This window comes from Enterobacter sp. WCHEn045836, from assembly GCF_003965585.1.
GTDB lineage: Bacteria > Pseudomonadota > Gammaproteobacteria > Enterobacterales > Enterobacteriaceae > Enterobacter > Enterobacter dissolvens.
The window spans coordinates 479257-498957 of sequence record NZ_RXPT01000001.1 but is presented as its reverse complement, the minus strand read 5'-3'; the positions used below and the strand labels follow the sequence as shown (position 1 = coordinate 498957).

The 19701-nt window shown below is 56.5% G+C and carries 18 protein-coding genes; 14 read left to right on the top strand and 4 right to left on the bottom strand.

Annotated features, from left to right (window positions below):
• Positions 1–143: 143 nt before the first annotated feature.
• The 5 genes from rnc to acpS all read left to right on the top strand — a co-directional run bounded on the left by rnc (position 144) and on the right by acpS (position 3638).
• Complete coding sequence (gene rnc, locus EKN38_RS02280; RefSeq protein ID WP_003860711.1) at positions 144–824, top strand: ribonuclease III; 681 nt, start codon at positions 144–146, stop codon at positions 822–824.
• Positions 821–1726, top strand: coding sequence for a GTPase Era (gene era / locus EKN38_RS02275; RefSeq protein WP_008502181.1), 906 nt, complete (start codon positions 821–823; stop codon positions 1724–1726). The genes rnc and era overlap by 4 nt, the downstream gene beginning before the upstream one ends.
• A 17-nt stretch (positions 1727–1743) precedes the next feature.
• Positions 1744–2451 carry a DNA repair protein RecO gene (recO, locus tag EKN38_RS02270; RefSeq protein WP_014832922.1) on the top strand — a complete coding sequence of 236 codons (708 nt, stop codon included), beginning with the start codon at positions 1744–1746 and terminating at the stop codon, positions 2449–2451.
• Between the two features lie 75 nt (positions 2452–2526).
• Positions 2527–3258 (top strand): pyridoxine 5'-phosphate synthase, encoded by a 732-nt coding sequence (pdxJ, locus tag EKN38_RS02265; protein WP_014832921.1) that lies wholly within the window; start codon positions 2527–2529, stop codon positions 3256–3258.
• Complete coding sequence (gene acpS / locus EKN38_RS02260) at positions 3258–3638, top strand: holo-ACP synthase (RefSeq protein WP_013098314.1); 381 nt, start codon at positions 3258–3260, stop codon at positions 3636–3638. Before pdxJ ends, acpS begins: the two co-directional genes overlap by 1 nt.
• Here acpS and EKN38_RS02255 read toward each other — a convergent pair.
• Together EKN38_RS02255 and EKN38_RS02250 are read right to left on the bottom strand one after the other, a co-directional pair.
• Positions 3635–3895, bottom strand: coding sequence for a YfhL family 4Fe-4S dicluster ferredoxin (locus EKN38_RS02255; protein ID WP_008502177.1), 261 nt, complete (start codon positions 3893–3895; stop codon positions 3635–3637). The genes acpS and EKN38_RS02255 overlap by 4 nt on opposite strands.
• Before the next feature lie 56 nt (positions 3896–3951).
• Positions 3952–4800 carry a MurR/RpiR family transcriptional regulator gene (locus tag EKN38_RS02250; RefSeq protein WP_013098313.1) on the bottom strand — a complete coding sequence of 283 codons (849 nt, stop codon included), beginning with the start codon at positions 4798–4800 and terminating at the stop codon, positions 3952–3954.
• A gap of 118 nt (positions 4801–4918) precedes the next feature.
• Between EKN38_RS02250 and murQ the strand changes: the two genes are divergently transcribed.
• Genes murQ through tadA form a run of 4 tightly spaced genes read left to right on the top strand, consistent with a single transcriptional unit; the run spans position 4919 to position 8390 of the window.
• Positions 4919–5812: an N-acetylmuramic acid 6-phosphate etherase gene (murQ, locus tag EKN38_RS02245; protein WP_014832920.1), complete on the top strand. Its 894-nt coding sequence runs from the start codon at positions 4919–4921 to the stop codon at positions 5810–5812.
• 13 nt (positions 5813–5825) lie between these two features.
• Positions 5826–7187 (top strand): PTS transporter subunit EIIC, encoded by a 1362-nt coding sequence (locus tag EKN38_RS02240; RefSeq protein ID WP_014832919.1) that lies wholly within the window; start codon positions 5826–5828, stop codon positions 7185–7187.
• Between the two features lie 3 nt (positions 7188–7190).
• Positions 7191–7826 carry a phosphatidylglycerophosphatase C gene (gene yfhb / locus EKN38_RS02235; RefSeq protein WP_014832918.1) on the top strand — a complete coding sequence of 212 codons (636 nt, stop codon included), beginning with the start codon at positions 7191–7193 and terminating at the stop codon, positions 7824–7826.
• Positions 7827–7850: 24 nt separating this feature from the next.
• Positions 7851–8390, top strand: coding sequence for a tRNA adenosine(34) deaminase TadA (gene tadA / locus EKN38_RS02230; RefSeq protein WP_014832917.1), 540 nt, complete (start codon positions 7851–7853; stop codon positions 8388–8390).
• Here the strand turns inward: tadA and mltF are convergent.
• Positions 8278–9828 (bottom strand): membrane-bound lytic murein transglycosylase MltF, encoded by a 1551-nt coding sequence (gene mltF, locus EKN38_RS02225; RefSeq protein WP_014832916.1) that lies wholly within the window; start codon positions 9826–9828, stop codon positions 8278–8280. The two genes, tadA and mltF, sit on opposite strands and share 113 nt — an antisense overlap.
• A gap of 267 nt (positions 9829–10095) precedes the next feature.
• Between mltF and purL the strand changes: the two genes are divergently transcribed.
• From purL to glnB, 5 genes are all read left to right on the top strand, one after another.
• Positions 10096–13983, top strand: coding sequence for a phosphoribosylformylglycinamidine synthase (gene purL, locus EKN38_RS02215; RefSeq protein WP_043951679.1), 3888 nt, complete (start codon positions 10096–10098; stop codon positions 13981–13983).
• A 525-nt stretch (positions 13984–14508) separates the two neighbouring features.
• Positions 14509–15936, top strand: coding sequence for a two component system sensor histidine kinase QseE/GlrK (qseE, locus tag EKN38_RS02210; RefSeq protein ID WP_014832914.1), 1428 nt, complete (start codon positions 14509–14511; stop codon positions 15934–15936).
• Between the two features lies 1 nt (position 15937).
• Positions 15938–16675, top strand: coding sequence for a two-component system QseEF-associated lipoprotein QseG (gene qseG / locus EKN38_RS02205; RefSeq protein WP_043951678.1), 738 nt, complete (start codon positions 15938–15940; stop codon positions 16673–16675).
• Positions 16662–17999 carry a two-component system response regulator GlrR gene (gene glrR, locus EKN38_RS02200; protein WP_013098304.1) on the top strand — a complete coding sequence of 446 codons (1338 nt, stop codon included), beginning with the start codon at positions 16662–16664 and terminating at the stop codon, positions 17997–17999. Before qseG ends, glrR begins: the two co-directional genes overlap by 14 nt.
• Positions 18000–18079: 80 nt before the next feature.
• Positions 18080–18418 (top strand): nitrogen regulatory protein P-II, encoded by a 339-nt coding sequence (gene glnB, locus EKN38_RS02195; RefSeq protein WP_003860685.1) that lies wholly within the window; start codon positions 18080–18082, stop codon positions 18416–18418.
• Between the two features lie 81 nt (positions 18419–18499).
• Here glnB and hmpA read toward each other — a convergent pair whose 3' ends face one another.
• The gene (gene hmpA, locus EKN38_RS02190; RefSeq protein ID WP_014832912.1) at positions 18500–19690 is read right to left on the bottom strand and encodes an NO-inducible flavohemoprotein; all 1191 of its coding nucleotides are present in this window, start codon (positions 19688–19690) and stop codon (positions 18500–18502) included.
• Positions 19691–19701: the final 11 nt, after the last annotated feature.

Below are 19701 nucleotides of genomic sequence, written 5' to 3'. Positions count from 1 at the left end.
ACATCCCCTGTCGTTGTGTATAGAATATTCCCCCGAAGTTTAAGGTTAGCCCTGCAAGGGTGCCACGGCACACGAAACCGCGTTGGTTTTCTCAGGTCGGTTTCGTGTGCTGCATTTTTGACGCATTCATTTATTGGTATCGCATGAACCCCATCGTAATTAATCGGCTTCAACGGAAGCTGGGCTACACTTTTCATCATCAGGAGCTGTTGCAACAGGCATTAACCCATCGCAGTGCCAGCAGCAAACATAATGAGCGCCTCGAATTTTTAGGTGACTCTATTTTGAGTTTCGTGATTGCCAATGCGCTTTATCATCGTTTCCCGCGAGTGGATGAAGGTGATATGAGCCGCATGCGCGCCACGCTGGTACGGGGTAACACCCTTGCGGAAATCGCACGCGAATTTGAACTGGGCGAATGTCTGCGTCTTGGACCGGGTGAACTGAAAAGCGGCGGCTTCCGTCGTGAATCTATTCTTGCCGATACGGTTGAAGCATTAATCGGTGGCGTGTTCCTGGACAGCGATATCCAGACCGTAGAAAAGCTGATCCTGAACTGGTATCAGACCCGTCTGGACGAAATCAGTCCGGGCGATAAACAAAAAGATCCAAAAACGCGCTTGCAGGAATATTTGCAGGGCCGCCATCTCCCGCTGCCATCCTATCTGGTGGTGCAGGTGCGTGGTGAAGCGCACGATCAGGAATTTACCATCCATTGCCAGGTCAGTGGCCTGAGTGAACCGGTGGTGGGCACAGGTTCAAGCCGTCGCAAGGCTGAACAGGCTGCCGCCGAACAGGCGTTGAAAATGCTGGAGCTGGAATGAGCGAAGAAAAAACCTATTGCGGATTTATTGCCATCGTCGGACGTCCGAACGTGGGGAAATCCACCCTGCTGAATAATCTGCTTGGGCAGAAGATTTCGATCACCTCGCGTAAGGCGCAGACCACGCGTCACCGCATTGTCGGGATCCATACTGAAGGCGCGTATCAGGCGATCTACGTCGATACCCCAGGCCTGCACATGGAAGAGAAGCGTGCCATCAACCGCCTGATGAACAAAGCGGCGAGCAGCTCGATTGGTGATGTGGAACTGGTTATTTTCGTTGTTGAAGGCACCCGCTGGACGCCGGACGACGAAATGGTCCTGAACAAGCTGCGTGACGGTAAAACGCCGGTGATCCTCGCAGTCAACAAAGTGGACAACGTGCAGGAAAAAGCCGATCTGCTGCCGCATCTGCAGTGGCTGGGTAGCCAGATGAACTTCCTCGACATCGTTCCGCTGTCTGCAGAGACCGGCCTGAACGTGGATACCATCGCTGGCATCGTGCGTAAGCATCTGCCGGAAGCGATTCATCACTTCCCGGAAGAGTACATCACCGATCGTTCTCAGCGCTTTATGGCCTCTGAAATCATCCGCGAAAAGCTGATGCGTTTCCTTGGTGCAGAACTGCCGTATTCCGTGACGGTAGAGATTGAGCGTTTCCAGAGTAACGAGCGTGGCGGTTACGACATCAACGGCCTGATCCTTGTTGAGCGTGAAGGGCAGAAGAAGATGGTGATTGGCAACAAAGGTGCCAAGATCAAAACCATCGGTATCGAAGCCCGTAAAGACATGCAGGAGATGTTTGAAGCACCGGTTCACCTGGAGCTGTGGGTGAAAGTGAAATCTGGCTGGGCCGATGATGAGCGTGCTCTGCGCAGCCTCGGTTACGGCGAAGATCAGTAAACCAAGACGACGCGCAAATGGAAGGCTGGCAGCGCGCTTTTGTTCTGCATAGTCGTCCCTGGAGCGAAACCAGCCTGATGCTGGACGTCTTCACGGAAGAGTCGGGTCGCGTGCGCCTTGTTGCAAAAGGCGCACGTTCCAAACGTTCTAATCTCAAAGGCGCCTTACAGCCCTTTACGCCGCTGCTGGTCCGTTTTGGCGGGCGAGGGGAAGTCAAAACCCTGCGCAGCGCTGAAGCCGTCTCTCTGGCGCTTCCCCTTTCTGGCATCACGCTTTACAGCGGTCTGTACGTCAATGAACTCATCTCACGTGTTCTGGAACATGAGACTCGCTTCTCTGAACTTTTCTTCGACTATCTGCACTGTATCCAGGCTCTTGCGGGCGCCGCCGGTTCGCCCGAACCTGCCCTGCGCCGTTTCGAGCTGGCGCTGCTGGGTCATTTGGGATATGGCGTTGATTTCCTGCATTGTGCAGGCAGTGGGGAAGAGGTGGATGAGACGATGACCTACCGTTACCGTGAAGAAAAAGGCTTTATCGCCAGCGTCGTGATCGATAACAACACCTTCACCGGACGCCAGCTCCGGGCGCTATATGAGCGAGAATTTCCGGATCAGGATACCCTTCGTGCTGCAAAACGCTTTACCCGGATTGCCCTCAAGCCGTATCTTGGCGGCAAGCCCTTAAAGAGCCGCGAATTATTCAGGCAGTTTATGCCGAAACGTTAACGTTTTACCCCTCACCCCAGCCCTCTCCCGGAGGGAGAGGGGGAAGGGAAATGAACCAAAATACCGAGGATTGTCATGGCTGAATTACTGTTAGGCGTCAACATCGATCACATCGCCACGCTGCGTAATGCACGCGGTACGGCTTATCCCGATCCGGTTCAGGCGGCGTTTATCGCTGAGCAGGCTGGCGCCGATGGCATTACCGTTCATCTGCGCGAAGACCGCCGCCACATCACCGACCGTGACGTGCGTATTCTGCGTCAGACGCTGGATACCCGGATGAACCTGGAGATGGCGGTCACCGAAGAGATGCTGACGATTGCCTGTGACACCAAACCGCATTTCTGCTGCCTGGTACCGGAAAAACGTCAGGAAGTGACCACCGAAGGCGGTCTGGACGTGGCGGGGCAGCGTGACAAAATGCGCGATGCCTGCAAACGTCTGGCGGACGCGGGTATCCTGGTTTCTCTGTTCATCGACGCTGATGCGGAGCAGATCAAAGCGGCGGCTGAAGTGGGCGCACCGTATATTGAAATTCACACCGGCTGCTACGCCGATGCCAAAAACGACGCCGAGCAGGCTAAAGAGCTGGAGCGTATCGCGAAAGCGGCCACTTACGCCGCGAGCCTGGGTCTGAAGGTAAACGCAGGGCATGGACTGACCTACCACAACGTTAAAGCCATCGCCGCCCTGCCTGAAATGCATGAGCTGAATATCGGCCACGCCATTATTGGCCGTGCGGTGATGAGTGGCCTGAAAGAGGCGGTTTCAGAAATGAAACGCCTGATGCTGGAAGCGCGTCAGTAATGGCTATTCTGGGCTTAGGTACCGACATCGTCGAGATAGCCCGCATTGAAGCGGTGATCGCCCGTAGTGGCGATCGCCTGGCAAGGCGCGTGCTGAGCGATAACGAATGGGCCATCTGGGAAGCGCATCAGCAGCCGGTACGTTTCCTGGCCAAGCGCTTTGCCGTTAAAGAGGCAGCGGCCAAAGCCTTTGGCACCGGTATTCGTAACGGTCTGGCGTTTAACCAGTTTGAAGTGTTTAACGATGAGCTGGGTAAGCCGCGCCTGCGTTTATGGGGCGAGGCGTTGAAGCTGGCAGAGAAACTCGGCGTGGCGCACATGCACGTGACAATCGCGGATGAACGGCACTATGCCAGCGCAACGGTGATTATCGAAAGTTAAAGTTTGTCCGCGTGATGCATCAGGACAAACTTATCCCACAGCTGCTCTTCGCTTTCGACGTGTGCCGGATCCTTCAGGATGGTATTGGGGATCGGGCACACCTTCTGGCAGGTCGGCGTCTCATAGTGGCCGATGCACTCGGTGCAGCGGTCGCTGTTAATCTCATAAATGCTGTCGCCCATCGAAATCGCCTGGTTTGGGCATTCCGGTTCGCACATATCGCAATTGATGCATTTTTTGGTGATTAACAGCGCCATCAGGAAATTCTCAGAAACAACACAAACAGGGCGGGCATTATACGCTCATTCGTTGCTCAAACCAGTTTTTTTACCAGCTCTTCGCTGTGACGAATGCGCTCAGGCGCATGCTCCAGATCCTGTTGTACCAGCGCCATAAACAGCAGATCCGTCAGCATCATCTGCGCACTCGTTGATGAGATAGCGGCACTGCGCGTGGCCTGTTCCTCGGCGATCGTATATAAACAGCGCGTTGCCCGCTGCTGCAGTGCATTGGGGGTAAAACCGGTGATGGCCAGTATTTTCCCGCCTACACGCAGCGCCTCATCGGTGGCCATGTTGATTTCGCGACGTTCGCCAGTATAGGAGATCGCCAGCAGCAGATCGTCAGGATCCATAGCCTGCACTGTGGCCAGCAGGGCATGCATATCCTGCTCGACGATGGCGTTATACCCGATCTTTGTCAGCTTCCAGCCAAAATTGCGCGCCACCAGTCCGGACGCGCCGATGCCGGTCAAAATGATCCGACGTGCCGCACGCAGCATTGCCACGCTTTCCAGTAATTTTTCTTCGGTGTTCACATCGAGGGTGGCGTGCATGGCCGCGACATTCTCTTTGATCAACTTCTCACCCACGAGACGCATGGGATCATCGCCACGGATCTGATTATGCACCGGCATGGATTGCGGATTGGGGTTACTCACCAGGGCTTCGCTAATCGCCAGCTTCAGTGCCGGGAAGCCCTTAAAGCCAATCTTCTGGGCAAATTTCACCACGCTGGACTGACTCACACCCGCTTCGCTTGCCAGCTGCTGCGAACTCAGATGGCGGGCGTGGTCGGGCTGAGAAAGCAAAAAATCCGCCAGCTTTTTGTCGCTTTGAGCAAAGCCGGCATAACGCTGGCGAATGCGAATTAAACAGTTCATACGTTCTCCTGGCGAAAATGTGATTGTCTGCGCAAATACGAATTTTGCTCGCCTGAATGAATTTTATATTCCATTATAGTGCGATTATTATGAATTAAAAATTCCAGAGGTAAAAAAGATGAATCTTGGCTCACTTGTATCAGAAACGCGTAACCCGCAAACCATGGATCTGGATGCACTCTCCACCCTGGAGCTGGTTAACCGTTTTAATCAACAGGATACGCTGGTCGCCCTGGCAGTGAAAGAGACATTACCAGAGGTGGCGAAGGCCGTCGATGCCGCGGCGCAGGCGCTCAAGGCGGGTGGCCGCATTATCTATATGGGCGCCGGAACCAGCGGACGTCTCGGCGTGCTGGATGCGTCTGAATGTCCACCCACGTTCGGCGTTCCGCACGGGCTGGTGGTCGGTCTCATTGCCGGTGGGCCTGGTGCGCTGCTGAAGGCGGTGGAAGGGGCGGAAGACAACAAACAGCTCGGCGAAGATGACCTGAAAGGGATTAACCTCAACGCAAAGGATCTGGTCGTCGGACTGGCCGCTTCCGGGCGCACACCTTATGTCATTGGCGGTCTGGAGTATGCCAACCAGACGGGTTGTACAACCGTGGCTATCTCCTGTAATCCTGGCTCACCCATTGCGCAGGTGGCCCACATCGCGATTTCTCCGGTCGTCGGGCCTGAAGCGCTTACCGGCTCCACGCGCCTCAAATCCGGGACTGCACAAAAACTGGTCCTCAATATGATCTCCACCGGCGCGATGGTGAAGTTCGGCAAGGTGTATCAGAACCTGATGGTGGATATGCAGGCCACCAACGTCAAGCTGGTGGACAGGGCCTGTCGTATGGTGATGGAAGCGACAGGCGCAGGCCGCGAAGAGGCGGAAGCTGTACTCACGCAAACCGATCACGATGTGAAACCGGCCATTCTGATGATCCTGAGCGGGCTGGATGCCGCCGCCGCACGAGCTAAACTCGCTGCGCATGATGGGTTCTTACGGGCGGCATTAGAAAACTAACACAGAGGCGTGTATGGAAAAAACAGCAGCGCTCGCCAGCCATATTTTGCAGGGGATCGGCGGAGAGAAGAACATTCAGCGTCTGGAAAACTGCATGACGCGCGTGCGCGTCGAGGTGCATGACGACGACCAGCTTGATATCGCGCATCTTAAGCAACTTCCTGGCGTCAGCGGATACGTTAAGCAGGGGCAACAGCATCAGCTGATTGTCGGGCCGGGAAAAGCGGCGCAGGTCGTTGATGCCATGCGCGCATTGATGGGCGGAGGGGCGGCCGTGCCGGTTGACGATGCCGGGCGCACCAAAGCGCAGGCGAAGGCCAAATACAAAGCCCCCATGAGCGATGCGCTGCGACTGCTGGCAAATGTCTTTATCCCTCTTATTCCGGCATTTATTGCCTCCGGCTTGATCACCGGGATCATCAATATCCTCAAGCGCCCGGATATAGTCGGCGATTTTGCCACTCACTATCCGAACCTGCTCGGGATTCTGGGGATCTTTGGTAGCGCTGTCTTCGCCATCATGAACATTCTGGTTGGGGTTAACACCGCCAAAGTGTTTGGCGGCTCCATGGCGATGGGCGGGGTGATGGCCGGTATTCTCTCCAGCCCGCAGCTGGCGCAGATTACCCTGTTCGGCGAGGCCCTCCAGCCCGGTCGCGGCGGGGTGATTGCGGTGCTGCTGGTGGTCATTCTGATGTGCTGGATTGAGAAAAAGCTGCGCGCCGTTCTCCCCGGTTCAATTGAGCTGATCCTCAATCCACTGCTGACCACGCTTATCACCGGCTGTGTGGCGATTGTGGCCCTGCAGCCGCTGGGCGGCTGGATCTCAGAGGTGATTGCCCACGGCGCTTCTCTGGCTATCGATCGCGGCGGGCTGGTCGTGGGGGCTGTGCTGTCAGGGACCTTCCTGCCGCTGGTGCTGACCGGCCTGCATCAGGGGCTGGTACCGATCCACGTCGAGCTGGTGCAGGCGCATGGTTATAACGCGCTGCTGCCCATCCTGTCGATGGCGGGGGTAGGTCAGGTCGGTGCGGCGATTGCCGTGCTGATGAAAACCCGCAACGCGCGGTTGAAAAAAGTGATTAAAGGGGCGCTACCGGTTGGATTACTGGGCATTGGCGAGCCGCTGATTTTTGGTGTCACGCTGCCGCTCGGTAAGCCTTTCCTTGCGGCCTGTCTGGGCGGCGCGGTAGGCGGGGCGCTTATCAGCTACTGGAAAGTCGCCACCGTTATTACCTTTGGTCTCTCCGGTTTACCGCTGGCGCTTACCATCGTGACCGGAAAAGTCATGCTCTATCTGTTAGGCTATCTGGTAGCGGTGATCGCCGGGTTCCTGTTTACCTGGCTGGCGGGATTCAACGACCCAGAGGAGTAAGGTTTGGCTAATCACGAGCGTCGTGTTGTCTTTTTCGATCTGGATGGAACGCTGCATCAGCAGGATATGTTTGGTACGTTTATGCGCTACCTGCTGCGGCGTCAGCCCCTGAACGCACTGCTCGTCTTACCTTTGTTACCCGTGATTGGCCTTGCGCTGCTGGTGAAAGGCCGGGCTGCGCGCTGGCCAATGAGTCTGCTGCTCTGGGGCTGCACCTTTGGCCACAGTGAAGCCCGGCTCAAACAGCTTGAGCAGGATTTTGCGCACTGGTTTCGCGGTCATGTGACGGCGTTTCCGGTTGTGCAGGCGCGGCTGACCAGCTACCTCGATGCGAACGACGCCGATATCTGGTTGATTACCGGCTCGCCGCAGTCGCTGGTAGAGCAGGTCTATTTCGATACGCCGTGGTTGCCGAGGGTGAATCTGATCGCCACGCAGATCTCCCGTGGTTACGGCGGGTGGGTATTGAGCATGCGCTGTCTGGGGCACGAAAAGGTGGCCCAGTTGGAGATGCGCATTGGCACGCCGCTGCGTCTGTACAGCGGTTACAGCGACAGTAAGCAGGACAACCCGCTGCTCTATTTTTGCCAGCACCGCTGGCGCGTGACACCTGCGGGTGAACTTCAGCAACTCGAATAGTTTTATCCATAGTGGGTGTGTATAATGCCGCCCGCTTTTCGACTGGAGTATCAACCGTTGTCCAACCCTGAATTCACACATGAATACTGGATGCGCCATGCGCTAACGCTTGCCCGGCGCGCCTGGGACGAGGGGGAAGTGCCCGTGGGAGCCGTGCTTGTCCATAACAATCAGGTGATTGGCGAAGGGTGGAACCGCCCGATTGGCCGCCACGATCCTACCGCTCACGCAGAAATCATGGCACTTCGTCAGGGGGGGCTGGTACTGCAAAACTACCGTCTGCTCGACACCACGCTGTACGTCACGCTTGAACCGTGCGTCATGTGTTCCGGCGCGATGGTGCACAGCCGTATCGGTACGCTGGTCTTTGGTGCGCGGGATGAAAAAACCGGCGCTGCGGGCTCGCTGATGGATGTGCTCGGACACCCGGGAATGAACCATCAGGTGAAGACTATCGGTGGGGTACTTGCACCAGAGTGTTCGGGGCTATTAAGTGATTTCTTTCGAATGCGCCGTCAGCAGAAAAAGCAACAAAAGGCAGAATTGAAGTCCTCGGGCGATTAATTTCGTCCGGTGCCACAACGGGATAGCTCTGCGCCAGCTGCCTGGCCTCCGTCGCCTCTTTTTCCTTCTCCAGCAGATAACCCACCAGGCTAATCTGATACTTACGAATATTTTCCACGTAAGCATAAGCCTCATGCCCACGCGCATAACCGTAGGTCAGCTTGTTGTACCACGGCTTCTGGCTCAGAAGCGGCAGACGCTGTTTTACGTCAGACCAGCTGTCGGGGTTGCCTTTTGTTTTTGCCGTCAGGGCACGGGCGTCCAGCATGTGGGCATAGCCCATGTTGTAGGCGGCCAGCGCGAACCAGATGCGCTCCTCTTCCGGCACCGTCTCAGGCACTTTGTCCATCATATCCTGCAGGTAGCGCGCGCCGCCGCTGATGCTCTGTTCCGCATCGGTACGGTCGGTCAGCCCGAGGCTCTGCGCGGTATTTTTGGTCAGCATCATCAGGCCGCGCACGCCGGTCGGCGAGGTGGCCTGGGTATCCCAGTGTGATTCCTGATAAGAAATCGCCGCCAGCAACCGCCAGTCGATCTCCTGGGCATATTTTTCGAATAACGGCTGCAGGTCCGGCAGTACGCTATCTACGGCGCGCAGGAAGCTACGGGTGTCGACGTAGTCAAAGTCGTCACCATGGCCGAGGTACTTCTCCTCAAGGCGTGCCAGCGTACCGTCTTCATTGATGGTGTTATAAAAATCGAGCATGGCCGCAGAGAGGGTCTGATCGTCATCCAGATGGGTAAACCAGGTTACGGGCTGTTCGTCCGTCACGTCCAGCGCCACGGCGATTTCAGGATGCACCCGCTGGAACAGGCTGATCGCCACGGAGTCGGCGATGGTGTAAGGCAGTTTCTGATCTTTGACCTGGTCCAGCAGCTCCGTCGTGCCGAGTTTAGGATCGACGGTCCAGCTCAGGTCAGGGTATTTCTTCTCCTTCAGCTCACGCAGATCGTCAATCACCACATGGCCAGGGGCAATCGTCAGTTGTTGAGCGTTGATCGAGGCCAGCGTACGCGGGCGCAGGCTACCGACGCGATAGACCAGCTGCTGTGAAACGGAGTAATAGGTCGGGCCCGGCTGGTAATTCTTGCTGCGCTCGCTGTTGTACACCAGCCCGGCGGCGAGGATATCGGCATCGTTGTTATCCAGGTCATCAAACAGCTGGCTGATGTTCTGGCGCACGGTGATTTTGAGCTTCACGCCAAGGTAATCGGCAAACTGCTGAGCCAGTTCATAGTCGAGACCGATGGTTTTGCCGTTGATGTCACTGTAAATCAGCGGAGAGCTGAGGGTACTGACGCGCAGCTCCCCCCGCTCCTGAATGGCGGCGATACGGTTTTCGGCTTTGCCGAACCAGGGGATGGAAGGCCAGAGGGCCACTGCCAACAGCAACGTTACAATGCCGATGAGCAGATAATTAATCTTTAATTTTTTCAATTAGTTAATTCTCTGCGACGCCGGTTGCCTTAGTATGCTGTAGCCATGTTAAAAATAAGGTTTGCCATTGATTGAGCGGCATTTTGCGTAAAGTTACGCCACTTGGCAACAAATTAGAGAGAGAGGTCACATCTATTGTTAAACGACGCCGTCGATTTTATTTCGACGCAAACGGTTTCGTCGACGCTCAGGATTCTCTATAATGACGCCCGTTTTCCCCCCTTGCGCACACTGTAAGCGCCCCGGCGCTTCGAAGACGAGAGACTTATGATGGAAATTCTGCGTGGTTCGCCTGCACTGTCTGCCTTCCGTATTAACAAACTGCTGGCACGTTTTCAGGCAGCCGACCTTCCGGTAAGCAATATTTACGCTGAGTATGTCCATTTTGCTGACCTGAATGCCCCCCTGAATGCAGAGGAGCGCGTACAGCTGGAACGCCTGCTCAAGTATGGCCCAAGCCTGAGCAGCCATACCCCAACCGGTAAACTGATCCTTGCGACGCCTCGTCCAGGCACCATCTCCCCCTGGTCTTCCAAAGCGACTGACATCGCACACAACTGTGGTCTGAACCAGATTAACCGTCTGGAACGCGGCGTGGCGTACTATGTTGAAGCCTCCACCCTGAGCGACGCGCAGTGGCAGGCGGTGGCCGCAGAGCTGCATGACCGCATGATGGAGAGCGTGTTTGCTTCTCTGGATGATGCGCAGAAACTTTTCTCCCACCATCAGCCTGCGCCAGTACAGAGCGTGGATTTGCTGGGGCAAGGCCGTCAGGCGCTGATTGACGCCAACCTGCGTCTCGGCCTGGCACTGGCAGAAGACGAGATTGACTACCTGCAGGATGCGTTCGTTAAGCTGAACCGTAATCCGAACGATATCGAACTGTATATGTTCGCGCAGGCTAACTCCGAGCACTGCCGCCACAAGATTTTCAACGCCGACTGGATTATTGACGGCGAACAGCAGCCGAAGTCGCTGTTCAAAATGATCAAAAACACCATGGAGAAAACCCCTGACCACGTGCTGTCTGCTTATAAAGACAACGCTGCGGTGATGGAAGGTTCCGAGGTGGGCCGCTTCTTCGCCGATCGCGAAGCAGGGCGCTATGATTTCCATCAGGAGCCGGCGCATATCCTGATGAAGGTGGAAACTCACAACCACCCGACGGCGATCTCTCCGTGGCCGGGTGCGGCGACCGGTTCCGGCGGCGAAATCCGTGACGAAGGGGCGACGGGCCGTGGTGCTAAACCAAAAGCGGGTCTGGTCGGTTTTTCCGTCTCCAACCTGCGTATCCCGGGCTTTGAACAGCCGTGGGAAGAAGATTTCGGCAAGCCAGAGCGTATTGTGACCGCGCTGGATATCATGACCGAAGGCCCACTGGGCGGCGCGGCATTCAACAACGAATTTGGTCGTCCGGCACTGAACGGTTACTTCCGTACTTATGAAGAGAAAGTGGACAGCCACAACGGCGAAGAGCTGCGCGGCTACCACAAGCCGATCATGCTGGCGGGCGGGATCGGTAACATTCGTGCCGATCACGTGCAGAAAGGTGAGATCGTCGTCGGTGCGAAGCTGATCGTCCTCGGTGGGCCGGCGATGAACATCGGTCTGGGCGGCGGTGCGGCCTCTTCAATGACGTCCGGTCAGTCTGACGCGGATCTCGACTTTGCCTCCGTTCAGCGTGACAACCCTGAAATGGAGCGTCGTTGCCAGGAAGTGATCGACCGCTGCTGGCAACTGGGTGATGCTAACCCGATCCTCTTTATTCACGACGTTGGTGCGGGTGGCCTGTCCAACGCCATGCCGGAGCTGGTGAGCGACGGGGGTCGCGGCGGGCGTTTCAACCTGCGCGACATTCTGAGCGATGAGCCGGGCATGAGCCCGCTGGAGATCTGGTGTAACGAATCCCAGGAACGTTATGTGCTGGCCGTCGCAGCCGATCAGCTGCCGCTGTTTGACGAGCTGTGCCGTCGCGAGCGCGCTCCGTATGCCGTCATCGGTGAAGCGACTGAAGAGAAACACCTGACCCTGAGCGATACCCATTTCGACAACCAGCCAATCGACCTGCCGCTGGACGTGCTGCTCGGCAAAACGCCGAAGATGACCCGCGACGTACAGACCCGCAAAGCGGCGGGCAACGCGCTGGATCGTCAGGGCATTACCGTAGCAGAGGCGGTGAATCGCGTGCTGCACCTGCCTGCGGTGGCAGAGAAAACCTTCCTGGTCACCATCGGCGACCGTACCGTGACCGGCATGGTCTCGCGCGATCAGATGGTAGGTCCGTGGCAGATCCCGGTGGCGAACTGCGCCGTGACCACCGCGAGCCTCGACAGCTACTACGGTGAGGCGATGGCGCTGGGCGAACGTACCCCGGTAGCGCTGCTGGACTTCGCGGCCTCTGCTCGTCTGGCCGTCGGTGAAGCGCTGACCAACATCGCCGCGACGCAGATTGGCGATATCAAACGTATCAAACTGTCCGCGAACTGGATGGCCGCTGCCGGTCACCCGGGCGAAGACGCGGGCCTGTATGAAGCCGTTAAAGCGGTGGGTGAAGAGCTCTGTCCTGCACTCGGCCTGACCATTCCGGTGGGTAAAGACTCCATGTCGATGAAAACCCGCTGGCAGGAAGGCAATGAGCAGCGCGAAATGACTTCGCCGCTGTCGCTGATCATCTCCGCGTTTGCCCGTGTGGAAGACGTGCGCCATACCGTGACTCCACAACTGTCGACCGAAGATAACGCCCTGCTGCTGATTGACCTGGGTAAAGGTCACAACGCGCTGGGTGCCACCGCGCTGGCACAGGTTTACCGTCAGCTGGGTGATAAACCGGCTGACGTGCGTGATGTGGCACAGTTAAAAGGCTTCTACGACGCCATTCAGGCGCTGGTGGCGCAGCGTAAACTGCTGGCCTACCACGACCGTTCCGACGGCGGCCTGCTGGTGACCCTGGCAGAGATGGCCTTCACCGGACACTGCGGTGTTGAAGCGAATATCGCGACGCTTGGCGAAGATCGTCTGGCGGCACTGTTTAACGAAGAGCTGGGCGCGGTGATTCAGGTGCGTGCGGCCGATCGTGACGCGGTTGAAGCCCTGCTGGCTCAACATGGCCTGGCAGACTGCGTACACTACCTGGGTAAAGCCGTTCAGGGGGACCGTTTCGTGATTGAAGCAGATGGCCATGCGGTGTTCTGCGAAAGCCGCACCACGCTGCGTATGTGGTGGGCAGAAACCACCTGGCAGATGCAACGCCTGCGTGATAACCCGGAATGTGCCGATCAGGAACACAATGCCAAGGCCAACGACAACGATCCTGGCCTGAACGTGAAGCTCTCCTTCGACATCAACGAAGACATCGCTGCGCCGTACATTGCGACCGGCGCGCGTCCGAAAGTCGCCGTGCTGCGTGAGCAGGGCGTTAACTCCCACGTTGAGATGGCTGCAGCCTTCCACCGTGCAGGCTTTGATGCCATCGACGTTCACATGAGTGACCTGCTGGCAGGTCGCACCGGTCTGGAAGATTTCCAGGCGCTGGTGGCGTGCGGCGGTTTCTCCTACGGTGACGTACTGGGCGCGGGTGAAGGCTGGGCGAAGTCCATTCTCTTCAACAGCCGCGTGCGCGATGAGTTCGAAAGCTTCTTCCATCGTCCGCAAACCCTGGCGCTCGGCGTGTGTAACGGCTGCCAGATGATGTCCAACCTGCGCGAGCTGATCCCGGGTAGCGAAGCCTGGCCTCGCTTTGTGCGTAACCAGTCCGACCGCTTTGAAGCGCGTTTCAGCCTGGTGGAAGTGACTCAGAGCCCGTCTCTGCTGCTGCAGGGAATGGTAGGGTCGCAGATGCCAATCGCCGTTTCTCACGGTGAAGGTCAGGTTGAAGTGCGTGATGCTGCCCATCTGGCTCAGCTTGAGAGCAAGGGCCTGGTGGCGCTGCGCTTTGTCGATAACTTCGGCAAGGTGACGGAAACCTACCCGGCTAACCCGAACGGTTCTGCCAACGGTATTACGGCGGTGACCAGCGAAAGCGGCCGTGCGACCATCATGATGCCACACCCGGAGCGCGTGTTCCGTACCGTGAGCAACTCCTGGCACCCGGAAAACTGGGGCGAGGACAGCCCGTGGATGCGTATCTTCCGCAACGCGCGTAAACAGTTGGGTTAATCGGTATTACCCTTCAAGGCCCGGTAAGCGAAAGCTAACCGGGCTTTTTTTGTGTCGTAATTTCGCGACAGACCCGTAATGCGACTGTCTCTAAAAGGAGACATTTAACTTATTGATTTATATAAGGCATGTCGGGTTCCCGTTAAGGTGTTGCTGATTAGCGACACTTAGCCTGGAAATCATTCAGCGAGCAATTAACGGTGCAAACCTATAAATTATATAAATATCAATATGATAATATATTGATTTGCATTTTGGCACAGCTATTGCATAATATTAACCAGTGGCTCATTCACCTTCTTATGTCAGCCCCTTCGGGACGTGCTACATAAACTTCGAATGACGCACAAAAAGGTGCCTGCCGTCCAACTACTGATCATAGCGTTGCTTTATCAGGACAGGGCGAAACGTCGAGTTAGGCACCGCCTCATTCCATGACAAAGCCGGGTTTTTACCCGGCTTTGTTGTATCTGAAGGGCAGACTCAGTTACGCTCTCCTCAAACCCATTCAAAGAGAGTAATGCGTTGAAACGCTGGCCCGTTTTCCCCCGCTCCCTGCGTCAACTCGTGATGATGGCCTTTTTGCTGATCCTGCTGCCTTTACTGATCCTGGCCTGGCAGGCGTGGCAGAGCCTGAACGCGCTCAGTGCCCAGGCAGCACTGACTAACCGCACGACGCTCATTGACGCCAGACGCAGTGAAGCGATGACCAACGCCGCGCTGGAGATGGAGCGTAGCTATCGTCAGTATTGCGTGCTGGACGATCGCACGCTGGAAAAGGTCTACCAGAATCAGCGTAAACGCTATAGCGAGATGCTGGATGCGCATGCCGGCGTGCTGCCGGACGATAAACTCTACCAGGCATTACGTCAGGATTTGAACGACCTGGCCCAGCTACAGTGTAAGAACAGTGGCCCGGATGCGGCCGCGGCCGCTCGTCTTGAAGCCTTCGCGAATGCCAACACCGAGATGGTGCAGTCTACCCGTGCGGTGATTTTCTCTCGCGGTCAGCAGTTGCAGCAGGAGATTGCCGAACGCGGTCAGTTCTTTGGCTGGCAGGCGCTGGTGCTGTTTCTGGTGAGCCTCGCGCTGGTGCTGCTCTTTACCCGGATGATCATCGGCCCGGTGAAGGGTATCCAGCGAATGATCAATCGTCTGGGGGAGGGGAAATCACTGGGTGATACGGTCGCCTTTAAGGGCCCGCGCGAGTTACGTTCCGTGGGGCAGCGAATTATCTGGCTTTCGGAACGCCTGTCGTGGCTGGAATCCCAGCGTCATCAGTTTTTACGTCATATTTCCCATGAGCTTAAAACGCCGCTGGCCAGTATGCGCGAAGGTACGGAATTGCTGGCGGACGAAGTGGCGGGGCCGCTGACGGTGGAGCAGAAAGAGATTGTCGAGATCCTCGACGCCAGCAGCCGCAATCTGCAGAAATTAATTGAGCAGCTGCTCGATTACAACCGCAAGCTGGCGGATGGGGCGGTCGTTCTGGAGAATGTGGAGATTGAGCCGCTGGTGGATATGGTGATCTCTGCCCATAGCTTGCCAGCAAGAGCTAAAATGATGCATACCGGGGTGGCGCTGAGTGAGCCAACCTGCCTGGCTGAACCGATGTTATTAATGAGCGTTCTGGATAATCTTTATTCCAATGCGGTGCACTATGGTACTGAATCCGGTAACATTTATATCCGAAGCTATACGAATGGTTCACGGGTGTTTATTGATGTCGCCAACACCGGCACCCCGATCCCCGATGACGAAAGAGAGATGATATTTGAACCCTTCTTCCAGGGAAGTCATCAGCGAAAAGGTGCGGTTAAAGGAAGCGGTCTGGGCTTGAGTATCGCCCGGGACTGCATACGACGCATGCAGGGGGAGCTAAACATTGTCACGGACGAACGTTCCGATGTTTGCTTCCGTATCGAACTGCCCCAGAGCCGGAAAAACCAATAAAATGAAGCTATGTCTGGTGAGTATGTCACACGTCTTTTTCCGCGCCATATGCGCGGTGTTTTCCCGTAAAACGTTGCGCCTGAGCCTGCCCTGTTTATTGCTGGCGGGGTGTGTTTCCCATGTGCCGAAAAGCGCCATTAGCGATAAGCAGGCAGATAAATGGCCTGAGAGTCAGCTGGCAGATTTCCTCTCAACCCGCTGCGATGATATCTGGAACCTGTCGGGGCATGACGTCGAAACCAATCCTCTGTTCTGGCTACGCGGAATAGACTGCGCGCAGCGCCTGGCCCCGGTTGAAGCCCGCTCAAAAGCGGCGATGCTGGACGACGATACCTGGCAGGACGCCTTCAAGCGCGGGATATTGCTTGGGGATGCCAAAATTACCCCTGTCGAACGACGCACAAACGTCACGCGGCTCGACACCTTCGTGGCATATCTTCCCGCTCAGGTCCGCCCGGTATATCAGCTCTGGCGTAATGGGCAGACATTGCAACTTCAGCTGTCTGAAGAGCGTACCCGTTACAGCAAGCTGCAACAGTCAACCGACAGCGAGCTTGATACCCTGCGTCAACAGCAACAACATTTGCGTACGCAACTGGATACCACGACGCGTAAGCTGGAGAACCTGACCGATATCGAAAGACAGCTTTCGTCGCGTAAATATCAGCCAGGGAGTTCATCCGCAGTACCGGACAGCGATACGCCGAAACAAGAGGATGTGAAGCATGACGAGCCGTAAACCTGCCCATCTCTTACTGGTGGATGACGATCCCGGGTTGCTGAAGCTGTTGGGAATGCGTCTGGTCAGTGAAGGCTACAGCGTCGTGACGGCTGAAAGCGGGCTGGAGGGGCTGAAAATTCTCGCCCGTGAAAAAATTGATCTGGTAATAAGCGACCTGCGGATGGATGAAATGGATGGACTGCAGCTGTTCGCGGAGATCCAGAAGCAGCAGCCGGGTATGCCGGTGATTATCCTCACGGCGCACGGCTCGATCCCGGATGCCGTGGCGGCGACACAGCAGGGGGTATTCAGCTTCCTGACCAAACCGGTGGACAAAGACGCGCTGTATAAGGCTATCGACAGTGCGCTGGAACATGCTGCCCCGTCGAGCGATGAGGCGTGGCGGGAGCCGATTGTCACGCGTAGCCCTATTATGCTGCGTCTGCTGGAACAGGCCCGGATGGTGGCGCAGTCGGACGTCAGCGTGCTGATTAACGGGCAGAGCGGCACCGGGAAAGAGATCCTGGCGCAGGCCATCCATAATGCCAGTCCTCGCAGCAAGAACGCCTTTATCGCCATTAACTGCGGCGCACTGCCGGAACAGCTGCTCGAATCTGAACTGTTCGGCCACGCCCGCGGTGCGTTCACCGGCGCAGTCAGCAGCCGGGAAGGGTTATTCCAGGCGGCGGAAGGCGGCACGCTTTTCCTGGATGAGATTGGCGACATGCCTGCGCCGCTGCAGGTCAAATTGCTGCGCGTGCTGCAGGAGCGAAAAGTGCGCCCGTTGGGCAGCAACCGCGATATCGACATTAACGTGCGTATCATTTCCGCCACGCACCGTGATTTACCGAAGGTGATGGCGCGCAATGAGTTTCGTGAAGATCTCTACTATCGTCTGAACGTCGTGAACCTGAAAATCCCGGCGCTGGCCGAGCGTGCGGAAGATATTCCTTTGCTGGCGAATCACCTGTTGCGCCAGTCTGCGGATCGCCACAAACCGTTTGTTCGGGCGTTTTCCACCGATGCGATGAAGCGGCTGATGGCCGCAAGCTGGCCGGGAAACGTGCGTCAGTTGGTCAACGTGATCGAGCAGTGCGTGGCGCTGACGTCGTCACCTGTCATCAGTGACGCGCTGGTGGAGCAGGCGCTGGAAGGCGAGAACACGGCACTGCCGACGTTTGCCGAAGCGCGTAACCAGTTCGAGCTAAACTATCTGCGTAAGCTGCTGCAGATCACCAAAGGCAACGTGACCCATGCAGCACGCATGGCCGGACGCAACCGCACCGAGTTCTATAAGCTGCTGTCACGGCATGAACTGGAAGCCAACGATTTTAAAGAGTAGTACCGCAAACTTCGAATGAATATGATACTGTGAGCAATCGATTACGAAGCAGCTTACAGGCAAGAGTTTAAGGACCCACCATGAAAAAGATTGATGCGATTATTAAACCTTTCAAACTGGATGATGTACGTGAAGCGCTGGCGGAAGTGGGCATCACCGGGATGACCGTGACTGAAGTGAAAGGTTTTGGTCGTCAGAAGGGCCACACCGAGCTTTACCGTGGTGCAGAGTACATGGTGGACTTTCTGCCGAAAGTGAAAATTGAAATCGTGGTGAGCGACGATATTGTCGATACCTGTGTGGATACCATTATCCGTACGGCGCAAACGGGTAAAATCGGTGACGGTAAAATCTTCGTCTTTGACGTGGCGCGCGTCATCCGTATCCGTACCGGCGAAGAAGACGACGCCGCGATTTAACATTGTCTGCGGTTTTGCAGGCCGGGTCAGGCGCAGCCGCCATCTGGCAAAAAAAGCCCCTCGAACGAGGGGCTTTTTGTATTACAGCACTTTATGCGGTCCAAAACATTCGTAATGGATGTTGTCTTTATTGACGCCCAGTTCAACCAGCTGCTTCGCGGCATACTGCATAAACGCCACCGGACCGCAGACGTAGAACTGCATCTCCGGCGCGCTGAACGCACCTTCATGCTGGCGTAAATCCATCAACCCTTCGCTGTCAAAGCGGGCCGCTGTACGATCGGCATCCGTTGGCAGAAGATACCAGGTGTGTGCGGTGAAACGCGGCAGGGTAGCACCCAGGGTTTTCACTTCGTCAGCAAAGGCATGCACATCCCCGTTTTCCGCAGCGTGGAACCAGTTAACCTGCGCGCTGTGGCTGGATTTCGCCAGCGTGTCCAGCATCGCCAGCATTGGCGTTTGACCCACACCGGCGGAGATGAGCGTGACCGGCGTATTGGCCTCAACAGCCATAAAGAAATCGCCCGCCGGCGCGGCCAGTTGAACCACGTCGCCCACGCTGGCTTCGTTATGCAGCCAGCTGGAAACCTGACCGCCGTCCTCGCGTTTCACCGCAATACGATAGCCCTTACCGTTTGGCTTGCGGGTGAGGGAGTACTGGCGGATCTCCTGATGCGGAAAACCTTCAGGCTTCAGCCAGACGCCGAGATACTGCCCCGGCTGATAATCGGCAACGGGTTGACCATCCACCGGCTCGAACTCAAAACTGGTAATCAGCGCGCTACGCGGCGTTTTCTCAACAATGCGGAAGGCGCGGGTCCCTTCCCAGCCACCGTTCTTGCTGGCGTTTTCGCTGTAGATCTGCGCTTCACGGTTGATAAAGACGTTTGCCAGCACGCCGTAAGCTTTGCCCCATGCGTCCAGCACCTCCTGGCCCGGGCTGAACATCTCGTCCAGCGTCGCCAGCAGGTGACCGCCCACAATGTTGTACTGCTCGGGTTTGATCTGGAAGCTGGTATGCTTCTGCGCGATTTTCTCCACCGCAGGCAGCAGGGCTGGCAGATTTTCAATGTTGCTGGCGTAGGCCGCGATGGCATTAAAAAGCGCTTCCCGCTGATCGCCGTTACGCTGGTTACTCATGTTGAAAATCTCTTTCAACTCCGGGTTGTGCGCGAACATGCGGTCGTAGAAATGCGCGGTGAGCTTAGGGCCGGTCTCCACCAGCAGGGGAATGGTGGCTTTAACGGTAGCGATGGTTTGAGCGTCGAGCATGAGCGCGTCCT